Origin of the sequence: Cupriavidus laharis, assembly GCF_914271435.1 — a bacterium.
Lineage (GTDB): Bacteria > Pseudomonadota > Gammaproteobacteria > Burkholderiales > Burkholderiaceae > Cupriavidus > Cupriavidus laharis.
This window is the reverse complement of the sequence record NZ_CAJZAI010000003.1, coordinates 216,277-229,421: the sequence shown is the minus strand read 5'-3', so window position 1 is coordinate 229,421 and position 13,145 is coordinate 216,277. Positions and strand designations below refer to the sequence as shown.

Sequence of the window (13,145 nt, the reverse complement as noted above, 5' to 3'; positions counted from 1 at the left end):
GGCGCCTGTCCATCCCGGCCGGCATCCACTACCGGAGTACTCCCTTGGCACCGAATCGATCCCGGCGGCACGCGCTCGCCCTGCTTTCCTGCCTGGCCCTGTCGGCTACCGCCTTGCCGGGCGCGCAGGCACAGTCTTTCCCGAACAAGCCTATCCGGCTGGTGGTGCCCTACCCACCCGGCGGCCCGACCGACATCGTCGCCCGCGTGGTCGGGCAGAAGCTGTCCGACAAGCTCGGCCAGCCACTGGTGGTGGAGAACCGGCCGGGCGCCGGCGGCAATATCGGCGCCGAAGCCGTGGCCAAGGCCGCGCCGGATGGCTACACGCTGCTGGTCGCCACCACGGCGCACGCCATCAACATGACGCTGTTCAGCAAACCCGGTTACGACACGCGCAGGGACTTTGCGCCGGTCAGCATGCTCACGCGAGGTCCGCTGGTGCTGGTGACCGCCCCGGCCACGCCGGCCAGCAACGTGGCCGAGCTGATCGCGCTGGCCAAGGCCGGGCCCGGACAGGTCACCTTCGCCAGCTCAGGCAACGGCCAGTCGACCCACCTAGCCGCGGAACTGTTCAACAGCATGGCGGGCATCCGCATGACGCACGTGCCTTACAAAGGCAGCGCGCCCGCGCTGACCGACGTGATGGGCGGCCAGGCCACGGTGATGTTCGACACCATGCTGTCGGCCATGCCGTTCGTGCGCGACGGCAAGCTCAAGGCGCTCGCCATCACGGGCGCCGCGCGCTCGCCTGCCGCGCCGGACACGCCGACCATCGCGCAGGCGGGACTGCCCGGCTACGAGGCCAGCGCCTGGAATGCGCTGCTGGCCCCGGCCGGCACGCCGCCTGCGGTCCTCAGCACACTCAACGGCGCGCTCAAGGCCGTACTGCAGGATCCCGACGTGCGCGCGCGCTTTGCCACGCAGGGCTTTGCCGCCGAATGGACCGAGCCCGCTGCCACTGCCCGCTTCATCGGGCAGGAAATCGACAAATGGGCCAGGGTCGTCAAGACCTCGGGCGCCACCGTCGACTGACTTCTCTCCACCCGCTTACGTCTTGCTCATGACCGCCCCACTCCAGCCCCTGCTCTCCCCTCGCTCGATTGCCGTGATCGGTGCCTCCGACCATATCCACAAGATCGGCGGTCGGCCCATCCATTACATGAAGACGCACGGCTATGCCGGCACGCTCTACCCGGTCAATCCGCAGCGCGACGCCATCCAGGGCCTGCGCGCCTATCCCACGCTGGATGCACTGCCGGAGGTCCCGGAACTGGCCATCATCATCGTGGCCGGCGAGGCCGCGGTGCAGGCCGTGCACGACTGCGCGCGGCTCGGCGTGGCAGCGGCCATCGTGATCGCTTCCGGCTTCGGCGAAGCGGGCGCCGAAGGCCGACGCCAGCAGGTCGAGATGGTGCGCGCCGCGCGCGCCAGCGGCCTGCGGCTGGTGGGCCCGAACAGCCAGGGGCTGGCCAACTTCGGCAGCGGCGCGATCGCCAGCTTCTCCACCATGTTCATCGAGGTGCCGCCGCAGGACGGGCCGGTGGCCGTGGTCAGCCAGAGCGGCGGCGTGGCGGCGATAGTCTACGGGCTGTTGCGCGGCCAGGGCATCGGCGTGCGCCATATGCACGCTACCGGCAACCAGGCCGACATCACGGTCAGCGAACTGGCGCTGGCCGTTGCGCATGATCCCGGGGTACGGCTGGTACTGCTGTACCTGGAAAGCCTGAGCGATCCCGAAGTGCTGGCCGAAGCCGCGCGCGTGGCGCGGGCCCGCAACGTCCCGATCGTGGCGGTCAAGGCCGGCCGTTCGCAGGACGGGCAGCGCGCCGCGGCCTCGCATACGGGCGCCATCGCCAACGAAGACCGTGCCGTCGACGCCTTCCTTGCCCGCCACGGCATCTGGCGCGTGGACGATGCGCACGCGCTGGCGCGCTGCGCGCCGATGTACCTGCGCGGTTGGGATGCCGGCGGGCGCCGGCTGGTGGTGGTGAGCAACTCGGGCGCAAGCTGCGTCATGGCGGCCGACGCGGCGCCGTCGTTCGGGCTGACGCTTGCGCCGCTGTCCGACGCCACCCAGGCCGCGCTCGCCGAACGCCTGCCCGGCTTTGCCGCGACCGCGAACCCGGTCGACGTCACCGCGGCGCTGCTCACCAACAGCGCGCTGTTCGGCGAGGTACTGCCCGTGGTGGCGCGGGATCCTGCCGCCGACCTGTTCCTGCTCGACATCCCCGTTTCCGGCATGGGCTATGACGTGCCGCGCTTTGCGCGCGATGCCGCTGCATTCGCCGACACGGCGGGCAAGCCCATCGCGGTCGCCGTCTGGCAGCAACCGGTGGCGGAGGCCTTTCGCGAAGCCGGCGTGCCGACCTACGCCAACGCCGCCGAAGCGCTGTCCGCCTTCTCGCAACTGGTATCGCACCAGCAGCGCCTGCGGCAGATCGCGGCCGAAGGCGAGCCGCTCCTGCCTGCACGCCCCGCGCAGCCGGCCATCGCCGCAGCGGGCGCGACGTTGAGCGAGGCCGCCAGCCTCGCCCGGCTGGCGGCCGCCGGCATGCCCGTGGTCGAGCACTATGTCTGCCGCAACGTCGATGCCGCGGTGGCCGCGTGGCAACGCATCGGCGCACCGGTGGCGGTCAAGGCAAGCTCGCCGCAGGTACCGCACAAGAGCGAACACGGGCTGGTGGCCCTGCACTGCAACGATCCGGAAGCGGTGGCCAGCGCCTTTGCAGCACAGACACGCACGCTGCAGGCCATGGGTGCAACGTGCGAAGGCGTCGTGGTCGCGCGCATGTCGCGCGGCCAGCGCGAGTGCATGATCGGCGCGCACTGGGACCCGGTCTTCGGCGCCGTGCTGGTCGTCGGCGACGGCGGCAAGTATGTTGAGGTGCTGCGCGACACTGCCGTGCTGCTCGCGCCCTGCCGGCCGGCAGACGTGGCTCGCGCGCTGGACGGACTCCGTATCGCGCCGTTGCTGCATGGCGTGCGCGGCGAGCCGCCGGTGGATATTGCTGCGCTGTGCCGACTTGCGGTTCAGGTCGGCGACATGGTGCATAACGCCGGTGGCGCGATCCTGTCAGTGGACCTCAACCCGGTAATGGTAAACGGCGACGGCGTAGTGGTGGTCGATGCGCTGATCGAAGAAGCACGGCACGCATCGCACTAGCCTTTTCCAGAGGCTGCCGTTACCACCCGGCGACTGCTCCTGGACGCCGCGCCCTCATTCCGCCGCCGCGCGCTTGAACGCGTCGCGTGCCGTGACGCGCTTGACGTAGTCCTGAATGCGCGGGCTCTCGCCAAGGCGCGGCGCGCCGAATTTCCCGGCCCATGCCAGTGAGGCCCCGAGATAGACGTCCGCGGCACTGAACGTGGGTCCCAGCACGAACGGGCCGGGAGCCAGGGCTTTCTCGATCGCGTCAACGACATCGGCGGAGGTGGCGTGGACTACGAACTGCCCTGATCCTTTGGCCAGAAGGTGATTCTGATCTCGGGCGGCGCAACGCCGTTCTCGTCGCGCGGCAGCGGATCGGAGCGCGACACCGCGCGCAGGACGGCGTTGTCCCAGGCCGCATTGCCGCTGGATCTGGCGAGCCGGATCGACAGCACCGATCCGTCTGGCGCCATGTGGACTGCGACCACGGCTGCCGGATTGCCGTTGATGTCTTCACTGAAGATGATATTTGGCTTGACCCGCTGCCGGACACGCTCCGCATAAGCAGAGGAAGGCTTCCCGGACGTACCGGTGCCGCTGTTCGCATTGGCGCCGCCCGCCTGGGCCTGCAAGCGTGCCAGTTCGCTTCGGCGCTGGGCATTGCTGGCCTGGCGCTGTGCTTCGGCCGCCTTGCGCTGTGCCTCCCGTTGCGCTGCCTTCCGTGCAGCCTCTTCCCGCGCCTGGCTTTCGCGTTTTGCCTCCGCTTCCTCGCGCGCCTCGCGCCTTGCCTGGCGCTGCTTTTCCTGCAGCGCGATATCGGCGTTTTCCTCTTCGACCGGCTTCACGTCCGGCGCCGGCGCGGGCGTGGGCTCATGCGTGACGGCCTCAGGAGGGGGCTCCCACAGTTCGGCCGAAACGCCTTCCGGCGCAGCGCTGCGCCAGTGCACGCCGTAATAGAGCAGTGCGCCAAGAAGCATGTGCATGAGCAAGGCAGCCAGAAAGCATTTCAAGGTGCCTCGTTCCCGCACGGGCTGATAGGGATATACGCCGATCTGCATGGACCACCCGCCTCGCCGCTGCCTGCGCGCTGCTCTCTGATACACGAATTCATTTTATGAAGTGCTACGCAGGAACGGGGCCATACGACCGGCAGAACAGTTTCCGGGACCTTTGGGCGTCCCGCGGATGCGGCCCGATCGCCCGCCCTCATCCGGTCGGCACCTTCGCAGGCTGGCGCGGTCCGCAGACATTTTGTAAGCAGGCGCATATTGCGTCACACGGTAAAAATCCTCTTGCCTCCCCCTTATCACTGTATATATTTACAGTAACTGTATGGATGAACAGTACGAGGGAACCATGGAACATCTAATCCGTGTCCAGAACGACTATGACCGCCAGGTGCTGGCCTGGCTGCGCACACGCATCGGCGATGCCGCGCTGCAGTCCGCCGCGGTCCGGCTGGCAGGCGCACGCAAGCCTTACCTGTCCACCATCTGCCGCAGCCTGGGCATTCGTCCGCCCACGCGCCGCGAATTCGCCCAGGAAGCGGCACATACGCACCGCGCGGTTGGAGAGCAATACCTGGCGCGCATTCGCGCCATCCTTGCCGCGCCTGCGGGCGCCGTCCGCTGATCCGGCTGCTTGCAGTGGCCTTGCAGTGACTATCATCAATCACGATGCTGCACGCGGCGCGAGTCGCGCCGCCGGGCCATTGCAACCCACCGGACAAGAACATGAGCAAGATCGGCTTCATCGGCCTGGGCGTGATGGGCACGCCCATGGCCCAGCACCTGCTGCAAGGCGGCCACACCCTGTTTGCACACAGCCGCAGCGGCGTGCCGCAGGCGTTGCAGGATGCGGGCATGCACGCTTGTGCCAACGGCACCGAGGTCGCACGCCAGTCGGAGGTGGTGATCCTGATGCTGCCAGACACGCCGGACGTGGAACGCGTGCTGTTCGGGGAAAACGGCGTTGCGCACGGCCTTTCCCGTGGTGCGGCCGTGGTCGACATGAGTTCGATCTCGCCGATCGCCACGCGCGAATTCGCCCGGAAGATCGAAGCGCTCGGCGCCGACTATGTCGATGCCCCGGTATCGGGCGGCGAGGTGGGCGCACGCGCCGCGACCCTGTCGATCATGGCCGGTGGACGCCAGCAGGCCTTCGACCGCGTGCTGCCGCTGCTGCAGCTGATGGGCAAGAACATCACGCGCGTCGGCGAAGCCGGCGACGGACAGGTGGCGAAGGTCGCGAACCAGGTGATCGTCGCGCTGACCATCGAGGCCGTCAGCGAAGCGCTCGTGCTGGCCGCGCGCGCCGGCGCAGACCCTGCGCGCGTGCGTGAGGCGCTGATGGGCGGCTTTGCCAGCTCGCGCATCCTTGAAGTGCATGGCGAACGCATGCTGCAGCGCAAGTTCGACCCGGGCTTCCGCATTGCCCTGCACCAGAAGGACCTGGAACTGGCGCTGTCCACGGCGCGCACGCTGGGCGTCGGCCTGCCATCCACGGCCTCGTGCCAGCAGCTGTTCAATGTCTGCGTCGGCATGGGTGGCGCGGGCTGGGACCATGCCGCGCTGGTGCGGGCCATCGAACACCTCTCTTCCTTCTCGCTTGACGACGCGCCAGCAGGCTGAACGTGTCCCGGCAGCCCGCCATGCCGCGCGCTCGCGTCGCCCTGCTGACGGCGCTGACCATGCTGGCCTTCGCCGGCAATTCGATCCTGTGCCGGCTGGCGCTCAAGGGCACGGCGATCGACGCGGCAAGCTTTACGCTGGCCCGGGTCGGCAGCGCAGCGGCTGCCCTGTGGCTGATCCTGCTGGTTCGCCATGGTCCGCGCCGGCTGGCGCACGGCGGCAACTGGCCGTCAGCGCTGGCGCTGTTCGCATACGCGGCAGCTTTCTCGTACGCGTACCTCCGCCTGTCTGCCGGCACGGGTGCGCTACTGCTGTTCGGAGCCGTGCAGGCGACCATGACCGGCTACGGGCTGTACGCCGGCGAGCACCTGCGCCCATGGCAATGGCTGGGCCTTGCGCTAGCGCTCGGTGGACTGGCGTGGCTCGTGCTGCCAGGACTCACGGCACCGCCGCTGGGCTCATCGCTGCTGATGGTCGCTGCGGGCATCGCCTGGGGCATCTATTCGCTGCGCGGCAGGGGATCGGCCGATGCCATCGCCACCACCGCAGGTAACTTCGTGCGCGCCGTGCCGCCGGCACTTGCGCTGGCGTTGCTGATGCACGCGCAGCGCAGCCTCGACGGCGCCGGGCTGGCGTGCGCGCTGGTGTCCGGCGCACTGACTTCGGGACTGGGCTACGTGGTCTGGTACGCAGTCGTGCCGCAGTTGCGTGCCGCCACCGCCGCGACCGTCCAGCTAAGCGTACCGGTGATCGCAGCGGTGGGTGGCCTGGCGCTGCTCGGCGAGGCCATGTCCTTGCGGCTGGCCGTCAGCGCCGCCGCCGTGCTCGGCGGCATCGCGCTGGTCATTGCCGGGAAGGCGCGCTGATTCCCGCAAAGCCGCCGGCGTGGAATACCAGTGGCTCGCCGGGGTTCATGCGGTAGGACACGATCTCCGCAATGAACAGGACATGGTCGCCCACCTTGCGTGCGCTGCGCGGGCGGCACACGAAGGCAGCCAGCGCGTTGTCGATCAACGCCGTGCCGCATGGGCCGGACGCCAGCGACACGCCCTGGAAGCGGTCGATGCCGCTGGTGGCAAACCGTTCGCACAAGGCCTGCTGCGTGCGTGCCAGCACGTTGACGGCGTAGCAAGGCGCCGCGCGGAACGCGGCCAGGCTGCCGGAGCCGCGCGCCAGGCTCCAGAGCAGCAGCGGCGGCGTCAGCGATACCGAGGCCAGCGAATTGATGGTGACGCCAACGGGCCGGCCATCGGCCCCGGTTGCCGTGACCACCGCCACGCCGGTGGCGAACTGCCCCAGCGCGCGGCGCAGGGCACGGCGCACCGTGTGCGCCCTGTCCGCGCCGTGGCCGGCATCGTCCTCGTCTTCCTGGCCGCTGTCGTTGCTTGCCTCGGTGGCATACGGCAGCGGCGCGAGCGCGGGCATCATTGCGCGGCTGGCCGCACGTCTCCGGGCGGCGCATCGATGTCGAGGCCAAGGGCCATGCGCCCCGCGTACTCATGTTGCGCGCCAGCCTGAAGCGGGTGGAAGCGCGCGCCCTGGGCATCGCGGAAGCGCCGTTCCAGCCCGGCGTCGCGATAGAAACCCGCACCGCCGGCCAGCTCCATGGCCAGGTCAGCCGTCGCCAGCACCGCACGGGCGGCCAGCGCGCGCCCGCACATGATCCGGTTCGTGGTCACGGCGCCGGGCGCCTGGCTGGCCGCCGCGGCGAACATGTCGTTCAGCGCCAGGCGCGCGGCATCGCATTCGTTGCCGATGCGTCCGGCCAGTTCGACGGCATGCGGCGAAATACGCCGCTGCCTTGCCATCCGCAGGGCGATATCACGCGCGGACTCGGCAATGCCGACGTAGACCGAATAGATCAGCGGCAAGGCGATCATCGCCACGGTATGCATCATCGGATGCCACAGGCCTTGCGGGCGCCGCGCGGCAATGGCGCTGTCCGGCACCAGCACGTTTTCGAGCAGTACATCGTGCGAGCCCGTGCCGCGCATGCCCATCGCGCGCCAGGTAGGCTCGATGCGCACGCCCGGCGTCTTCATCGGCAGCGCGAAATGCAGCACGGTGGGGCCGGCCTGCGGATCGTCATGGACGGCGCAGGTCATGAACAGGTCCGCCACCGGCGCGCCGCTGGCGAACACCTTGTGCGCATCGATGCGGAAGCCGCCTTCCACGCGTGTTGCCTTGCCGCTGCCCTGCAACCAGTCGGAGCCGCCGCTGCCGAGCAGCACGATCTGCTCGCCGCCCACACGCTTGAGCAGCCCCTCCACCGGCGCCTTCTGGTTGCGCCAGCGCCAGGCCGCGGTGGCCACCGGATGCGTGTGCATGGCGAAAGCCAGTGCGGTCGAGCCGCAGTACTTGCCGAGCTCGCGCAGGACCTGGCCCAGTTCCGGATGGGAAAGACCCGCACCGCCGAACTCCTGCGGCACCGCCGCGGCCAGGAAACGTTGCGCCCTGAGGTCGTCGTAATTGGCGCTGACGAAGGCGTCGCGGGCGTCAATGGCCGGTGCGCGCTCGTCGAACGTGCGGCCGAGCGCGGCGGCAAGCGCGAGCCAGTCTGACTGCGCACCTGCGCTGGCATCGGGGGCGGTGATCGTTTCCATGGCATATGTCTCCTGCTGAATTGCCGGGGGTGCTGCGCCGTTGTTTGGCGTCAGGCACAGTGCTAGTATCGGAGCCCGGTCAGCCGGGTTCATTGACCGGGCCTCCGGCTTTCTTGCGCGAGACGCCGGATTTGCGGAGAAGTGACCATGGATGCTCTGTCCGATCTCCTGCGCGCGGTGCAACTGAGCGGCGCTGTCTTTCTCAACGGCGATTTCAAGGCGCCGTGGTGTGTGATCTCTGAAGCCGACAGCAGCCTGCGTGCCGCCTTCCTGCCTGGCACCGGCCCGGTCGTGTCCTACCATCTCATCACGGAAGGCAGCTGCTGGGCCCGACTGGTCAACGGTGACGAACATGGGCTGCGCGTCGATGCGGGCGAACTGCTGGTCGTGCCGCAAGGCGAACCCCACGTGCTCGGAAGCGATCTCCGCCTGTGCCCGATCCCGGCGGGCCCACTGGTTGCGGGGATGATGGAGAGCAGTCCGGGCGAGGTCATGCGGCTGTCCTATGGCGGGACCGGCACGCCCACGCGCATGGTGTGCGGCTTCCTTGCCTTCGACGACATGCTCGGCAATCCCCTGCTCTCGTCCCTGCCGCGCCTGTTCAAGGTCGGGCTGGACGGTGGCGTCGAATCCGCGTGGCTGGCATCGGCCCTGGCCTTCGCGACCTCGGAAGCGGCCGTTCCCAAGGCCGGCAGCGCCACGGTCCTGGCCAAGCTGTCGGAACTTCTGTTCGTGCAGGCAGTGCGGCGTTGCATCGACGGCATGCCCGAAACCGAACGCGGCTGGCTGGCCGCCCTGCGCGACCGCTATGTCGGCCGAGCGCTGTCACGCATGCACGCGCGCCCGGCGTATCCGTGGACGGTCGATGAACTGGCCAGCAACGTGGGCCTGTCGCGCTCTGCGCTGGCCCAGCGCTTCACCGACCTGCTCGGCCAGCCGCCGATGCAGTACCTGGCACACTGGCGCCTGCGCATTGCGGCTACGGCCTTGCGCAATGGCAGCCAGTCCGTCGGCGAAGTGGCCGGCATCGCCGGTTATGACTCCGAAGCGGCATTCTGCCGGGCCTTCAAACGCGAATTCGGCCTGCCCCCGGCAAGCTGGCGCCGGCATCGCGCCGACAATGCGCTGGAGGCGCCGGAGCCGGCAACAGCACAGTGAGCCGTCCGTCGCCTGCCCAATGTTGTCTCCACAAACGGCAAGAGGCCCACAAGGGGCCCTGGGTTGACGGCTTGCCGCCCGGCCGGCGCGGCTACATTTTTTGCTTGGTGTTCTCCGCGGCCCCCTGCACCTTTTCGCCACCGCGTTCGATGTCCTTGCCGGCGCCGGAGATGGTATTGCACCCAGTAATCACCAGCATGCCCGCCAGGGCGAATAGCGCGAATAGCTTTCTCATGATGATCTCCTTGCTTCGTGTGGATGCGGGCATGTTCCGCAACAGGAATGGAGGGGCCGGACCGGCAAATTGAGCGTAGCAAGCGGGAAACCGTGCGGGCAGTCCGCATTCGTCCTACAACGGTGTCAGCGGGCAGCGCAAACGGAGGACCGCGCGGCCGGGGCCTGAACATGCGCAACGCGTCATTGCGCGGATTGCGTTGAGCCAGATCAAGCGGCCAACGATCGCCTGGCGCGCGGCTTCCGGCGCTGTCCATACTGGAACCAGCAAGGCGTGCGGGCCCCGGTCCCACCCCGCTCCATTAGCGAGACGGACAACGAGACGAATGCTCAAGCCGGGCCGCACCGCTGCCGATACATCCTTCCAATACGACAGACAACATCATGCCCTTCCGCCTCAGGTTCAGCCCCCACGACATCTACCCCGACGCACTCGAAGCGCGCCTGGCCGAACTGCACGAGATCGCCGAAGACGTGCAGCGCGCCCAGGAACGCCGCTGGCGCAAGCACGGCACTCTGCTCTCGCAAGGCACCACGTCCCAGGGCAATCCGCCCACACGCCACTGAGCGGCGTTCAGCTTCGCAGGCGGTCCAGTCGCCGACGTCCCGCAGCGGCGGAATGGTGACCACCTCACCCTGGCCGAACCCGGCCAGTGCCGCGTCGGCCATATCGTCGGCGCGCATCACGCCGTCCGTGTGGCGCGTATCACCCGGTTCCACCCGCCAATTGTGAACAACTGTGATAGCCGATTGGCAAGGCGCTGGGGCTGCGGAAGAATGGGCAGTCCGATGCGGCGTGGCCATAGAAGGATTCCGCCGCGAGGCAGATTCTTCCGACGTAGCCACCATGAAACGACCAACCCGGGAATGTGTACTCGCGCTGATCACCTGCTTGCGGGATGCTGGTCCCATGCGACGCGATCATCTCGCCAGCGCCTGCAGGCTGTCAGCCGCCGAACTCACGCGCGCGCTGAAATCCGCCCGCCAGATGGGCGTGGTTGAACACCTTCCGGCTGCCGAAGACATTGCGCAGGCCGAGCGCCTGTTCGGCCTGACCGGCAGGGCATTGCCTCCCGCGCGCCGCGTGCCTCCGCGAGACGCCGAAGCCGGCCCAAGCTTCCAGCCGCTGCTGGATGCATGGGGCATCGCCCGGCCAAACCCTCGCCGGGGCAGCCACCCGTCATGACCGAATAGAGCGAGCGGATCCGTGTGCGAACGGTCGCCAGGACCTGGCGTGGTCCGATGCCTTCGACCTGAACGGCTCGACGAACGTCGAGCACGACCACAAGGCCCGCGATACCGGGTCGCCCGGATGCGCGGCAAAGGCATCCAGCAGAAGCAGGGAATGGTTCCTGCAGCGCAATGTAGATGCCTATATAACGATAGTCAAACCATGGGCTGGCGGGCTGCCGGAATCAGGCAACCAATATGACCAGGTTCGGCATCAGCGTACGCGCCGATAGTTGGCGCTCATGAATTGTGTCCACTCGCCGTTCGCGCCCTGGATGTACGAGGTCAGCGTACGGTGGTCGTCGTCCGTGAAGCGGATGACGTCGCGGTACTGCGCCATCTTGCCGCTGCCGGCGTTGTCCGGGCCTTCGGCGCGCAGCGCGAGTTCCTGCCGGCTGGCATCCAGGTCCCCCTCATAGGTCCAGAGGTACGTCATCATCGACCCGATGAACGTGCCGACGAAGTGCTTGCGCGCGGGGTCGTAGCCAAGGGTCATCACCGTGGTGGCCGACCCGCAGCCCGGCATCTCACCCTGGCTCACGCACTGCACCCAGAGGTCCCCCACACGGCTGACCCGCTCGGGCATTTCCCACTTCTCGGGTGGCTGGTCCGGGCTCATCTGAGCCTCGCCCGTCGCGATCCACTCCCCCACCAGCCTTTGCAGCCAGCGATGTTCGTTGAGTGCCTCGGTGTTCATGGACTACCTCCTGTCGATGGCCGTGTGTGCAGCCAAACTTGTGGATGCCGTACACATACACTAGTAAACAGGATGGACAGTGTCCACATCAAAGAAGCCGACGTTGGGCGCCGTGCCCCTATTCCGGCAGCCGGACCTTGGTAACGACAAACCTGTCGCCCGGCGCCCGGATCACATCGCACTGGATCTTGGCCTTGCGCTGCGCGCCGTCGGTTCCCACATACTCGACGTCGCCCACGACGCTATAGGCATCTTCGGCAACCTTGCGATATGTGCTGCCATCCCACTTGAAATGATCGGGATTCGGCAGTTTCGCTTGCGCGGCTTTCCTGCAAGCCACCGGCGCCCCCGGGGCTTCGTCCTTGCCGCGTGGCCGTGGCATCTCGAGATCGGCGGCCAGCGCCGTGCCGGCAGCCAGCAGCAGGCCCGCTGCCGCAATCGCTGCGCGGGTTCGGCGAGACAAGACGAGCATCATGGAGATCTCCTGGACAGGTGGCGGCGCCACATTTTACGCGGCGCAATCGGTATGCGTACCTGCACAGGCAGCCGGCATGGCAGCGGCAACCGGCTGCCATGCCTGGACAATGCTTGCTGGCGTGCCTCAGAAGCGAGCCGAGTACTGGAGCAGGAAGAAGTTGATGCCCGGGTTGGGCTCCTTGATGCCCGCGTTCGAATAGTGCTGCAGGCGCAGCGCAAGTTCCGAGTCCAGCGCGTCGCCGAAGCGGTAGCCGACGGCCACGCGGTCGCCGAACTGGAACGCAGTAGAAAAGACCTTGTCATCCGAGATGCGCGTGCGCGACAGCACATGGACGCCGACGCCAGCTTCAACGAAGACGCCGCTGGGGCCCGCGCCCTGCAGGCGCAGGATCGGCGTCAGGCCAAGATCGCCCAGCGCATTGCCGCCGCTGCCATGTGGATTCCAGACACCTGCCGACGCCTCGAATCCCAGGCGCAAGCGTAGGGATTGCGACGACGTGGCCCACAGGTCGCGCTTCAGGTCCCAGCGGGCTTCCAGCCGCGCCATGGCGGCATCGTTGCCGGCCCCTGCCGCCACACCCAGACGCACCGGTTCAAACCATGGCTCGGCATGCGAAAGGCTGCTGATCAACGCACCGGACGCGGCAATGGCAGCCAGCGCAAAACGGCGTATGCCGCGGCTGGAAGGGAGGCAAGGCAGGAGAAGGCTAGGCATGGCAGTGTGGCAGAACGGGACACGGGGAGCACGGCAACCGCGGCTCCGGGGAGCGCGAACGCACCGGCTCTGGCGCGGCATTATGCAGCGTTCGCCGCACCGCCAAAAGTCACATGGATTGCACACTGTGTTCCATTTTTGGAACAATTCGGATACTCACCGGGCCCGCTGCTGGAACGCCCGGGAGGTACGCCTTGCAGAAGCCGAGGCGGGGCGAAAAAAAGCCCTCCGTGCGGAGGGCTGTGAAGTCGGGG

Annotated in this window: 16 protein-coding genes; 8 read left to right on the top strand and 8 right to left on the bottom strand. The window is 67.9% G+C overall.

What is annotated here, in order from left to right; genetic code table 11:
* Positions 1–44 precede the first annotated feature (44 nt).
* Together LDO29_RS08305 and LDO29_RS08300 are read left to right on the top strand one after the other, a co-directional pair.
* Positions 45–1,031 carry a tripartite tricarboxylate transporter substrate binding protein gene (locus tag LDO29_RS08305; RefSeq protein WP_224079315.1) on the top strand — a complete coding sequence of 329 codons (987 nt, stop codon included), beginning with the start codon at positions 45–47 and terminating at the stop codon, positions 1,029–1,031.
* 28 nt (positions 1,032–1,059) lie between these two features.
* Positions 1,060–3,162 carry an acetate--CoA ligase family protein gene (locus tag LDO29_RS08300; protein WP_224079314.1) on the top strand — a complete coding sequence of 701 codons (2,103 nt, stop codon included), beginning with the start codon at positions 1,060–1,062 and terminating at the stop codon, positions 3,160–3,162.
* A 54-nt stretch (positions 3,163–3,216) separates the two neighbouring features.
* Here the strand turns inward: LDO29_RS08300 and LDO29_RS28195 are convergent, their stop codons facing one another.
* On the bottom strand, positions 3,217–3,468 hold the full coding sequence (locus tag LDO29_RS28195) for a glutathione S-transferase family protein (RefSeq protein WP_224079603.1): 252 nt from the start codon (positions 3,466–3,468) through the stop codon (positions 3,217–3,219).
* Positions 3,441–4,205 (bottom strand): cell envelope integrity protein TolA, encoded by a 765-nt coding sequence (gene tolA / locus LDO29_RS08290; protein WP_224079313.1) that lies wholly within the window; start codon positions 4,203–4,205, stop codon positions 3,441–3,443. Before tolA ends, LDO29_RS28195 begins: the two co-directional genes overlap by 28 nt.
* Positions 4,206–4,503: 298 nt before the next feature.
* Between tolA and LDO29_RS08285 the strand changes: the two genes are divergently transcribed.
* From LDO29_RS08285 to LDO29_RS08275, 3 genes are all read left to right on the top strand, one after another.
* Positions 4,504–4,779 carry a hypothetical protein gene (locus LDO29_RS08285; RefSeq protein ID WP_224079312.1) on the top strand — a complete coding sequence of 92 codons (276 nt, stop codon included), beginning with the start codon at positions 4,504–4,506 and terminating at the stop codon, positions 4,777–4,779.
* 101 nt (positions 4,780–4,880) lie between these two features.
* Positions 4,881–5,777: a 2-hydroxy-3-oxopropionate reductase gene (locus tag LDO29_RS08280; protein ID WP_224079311.1), complete on the top strand. Its 897-nt coding sequence runs from the start codon at positions 4,881–4,883 to the stop codon at positions 5,775–5,777.
* Between the two features lie 20 nt (positions 5,778–5,797).
* On the top strand, positions 5,798–6,643 hold the full coding sequence (locus LDO29_RS08275) for a DMT family transporter (protein ID WP_224079310.1): 846 nt from the start codon (positions 5,798–5,800) through the stop codon (positions 6,641–6,643).
* Here LDO29_RS08275 and LDO29_RS08270 read toward each other — a convergent pair.
* Both LDO29_RS08270 and LDO29_RS08265 read right to left on the bottom strand, forming a co-directional pair.
* Positions 6,621–7,205 carry a flavin reductase family protein gene (locus LDO29_RS08270; RefSeq protein ID WP_224079309.1) on the bottom strand — a complete coding sequence of 195 codons (585 nt, stop codon included), beginning with the start codon at positions 7,203–7,205 and terminating at the stop codon, positions 6,621–6,623. The two genes, LDO29_RS08275 and LDO29_RS08270, sit on opposite strands and share 23 nt — an antisense overlap.
* Complete coding sequence (locus LDO29_RS08265; protein WP_224079308.1) at positions 7,202–8,380, bottom strand: acyl-CoA dehydrogenase family protein; 1,179 nt, start codon at positions 8,378–8,380, stop codon at positions 7,202–7,204. Before LDO29_RS08265 ends, LDO29_RS08270 begins: the two co-directional genes overlap by 4 nt.
* 147 nt (positions 8,381–8,527) lie before the next feature.
* Here LDO29_RS08265 and LDO29_RS08260 point away from each other — a divergent pair, with 147 nt between their 5' ends.
* Positions 8,528–9,538, top strand: a complete 1,011-nt coding sequence (locus LDO29_RS08260) for an AraC family transcriptional regulator (protein WP_224079307.1) — start codon at positions 8,528–8,530, stop codon at positions 9,536–9,538.
* Between the two features lie 91 nt (positions 9,539–9,629).
* On the opposite strand, the gene LDO29_RS08255 is transcribed toward LDO29_RS08260, so the two are convergent.
* Positions 9,630–9,773, bottom strand: coding sequence for an entericidin A/B family lipoprotein (locus LDO29_RS08255; RefSeq protein WP_224079306.1), 144 nt, complete (start codon positions 9,771–9,773; stop codon positions 9,630–9,632).
* A 383-nt stretch (positions 9,774–10,156) separates the two neighbouring features.
* Here LDO29_RS08255 and LDO29_RS08250 point away from each other — a divergent pair, with 383 nt between their 5' ends.
* Positions 10,157–10,339 (top strand): hypothetical protein, encoded by a 183-nt coding sequence (locus LDO29_RS08250; RefSeq protein WP_224079305.1) that lies wholly within the window; start codon positions 10,157–10,159, stop codon positions 10,337–10,339.
* A gap of 343 nt (positions 10,340–10,682) precedes the next feature.
* Entirely contained in the window at positions 10,683–10,958 is a 276-nt protein-coding gene (locus LDO29_RS08240) for a hypothetical protein (RefSeq protein WP_224079304.1), read from the top strand.
* Between the two features lie 258 nt (positions 10,959–11,216).
* Here LDO29_RS08240 and LDO29_RS08235 read toward each other — a convergent pair whose 3' ends face one another.
* The 3 genes from LDO29_RS08235 to LDO29_RS08225 all read right to left on the bottom strand — a co-directional run bounded on the left by LDO29_RS08235 (position 11,217) and on the right by LDO29_RS08225 (position 12,891).
* Complete coding sequence (locus LDO29_RS08235) at positions 11,217–11,699, bottom strand: DUF1579 domain-containing protein (RefSeq protein WP_224079303.1); 483 nt, start codon at positions 11,697–11,699, stop codon at positions 11,217–11,219.
* 118 nt (positions 11,700–11,817) lie between these two features.
* Positions 11,818–12,174: a DUF2880 domain-containing protein gene (locus tag LDO29_RS08230; RefSeq protein WP_224079302.1), complete on the bottom strand. Its 357-nt coding sequence runs from the start codon at positions 12,172–12,174 to the stop codon at positions 11,818–11,820.
* A 126-nt stretch (positions 12,175–12,300) separates the two neighbouring features.
* Positions 12,301–12,891: an acyloxyacyl hydrolase gene (locus LDO29_RS08225; RefSeq protein ID WP_224079301.1), complete on the bottom strand. Its 591-nt coding sequence runs from the start codon at positions 12,889–12,891 to the stop codon at positions 12,301–12,303.
* Positions 12,892–13,145: the final 254 nt, after the last annotated feature.

Excerpts from the sequence above, each read along its gene's own strand:
- LDO29_RS08300 (WP_224079314.1), top strand. The coding sequence starts at position 1,060 with ATGACCGCCCCACTCCAGCCCCTGCTCTCCCCTCGCTCGATTGCCGTG.
- tolA (WP_224079313.1), bottom strand. The coding sequence starts at position 4,205 with ATGCAGATCGGCGTATATCCCTATCAGCCCGTGCGGGAACGAGGCACC.
- LDO29_RS08285 (WP_224079312.1), top strand. The coding sequence starts at position 4,504 with ATGGAACATCTAATCCGTGTCCAGAACGACTATGACCGCCAGGTGCTG.
- LDO29_RS08280 (WP_224079311.1), top strand. The coding sequence starts at position 4,881 with ATGAGCAAGATCGGCTTCATCGGCCTGGGCGTGATGGGCACGCCCATG.
- LDO29_RS08275 (WP_224079310.1), top strand. The coding sequence starts at position 5,798 with ATGCCGCGCGCTCGCGTCGCCCTGCTGACGGCGCTGACCATGCTGGCC.
- LDO29_RS08270 (WP_224079309.1), bottom strand. The coding sequence starts at position 7,205 with ATGATGCCCGCGCTCGCGCCGCTGCCGTATGCCACCGAGGCAAGCAAC.
- LDO29_RS08265 (WP_224079308.1), bottom strand. The coding sequence starts at position 8,380 with ATGGAAACGATCACCGCCCCCGATGCCAGCGCAGGTGCGCAGTCAGAC.
- LDO29_RS08260 (WP_224079307.1), top strand. The coding sequence starts at position 8,528 with ATGGATGCTCTGTCCGATCTCCTGCGCGCGGTGCAACTGAGCGGCGCT.
- LDO29_RS08255 (WP_224079306.1), bottom strand. The coding sequence starts at position 9,773 with ATGAGAAAGCTATTCGCGCTATTCGCCCTGGCGGGCATGCTGGTGATT.
- LDO29_RS08250 (WP_224079305.1), top strand. The coding sequence starts at position 10,157 with ATGCCCTTCCGCCTCAGGTTCAGCCCCCACGACATCTACCCCGACGCA.
- LDO29_RS08240 (WP_224079304.1), top strand. The coding sequence starts at position 10,683 with ATGCGACGCGATCATCTCGCCAGCGCCTGCAGGCTGTCAGCCGCCGAA.
- LDO29_RS08235 (WP_224079303.1), bottom strand. The coding sequence starts at position 11,699 with ATGAACACCGAGGCACTCAACGAACATCGCTGGCTGCAAAGGCTGGTG.
- LDO29_RS08230 (WP_224079302.1), bottom strand. The coding sequence starts at position 12,174 with ATGATGCTCGTCTTGTCTCGCCGAACCCGCGCAGCGATTGCGGCAGCG.
- LDO29_RS08225 (WP_224079301.1), bottom strand. The coding sequence starts at position 12,891 with ATGCCTAGCCTTCTCCTGCCTTGCCTCCCTTCCAGCCGCGGCATACGC.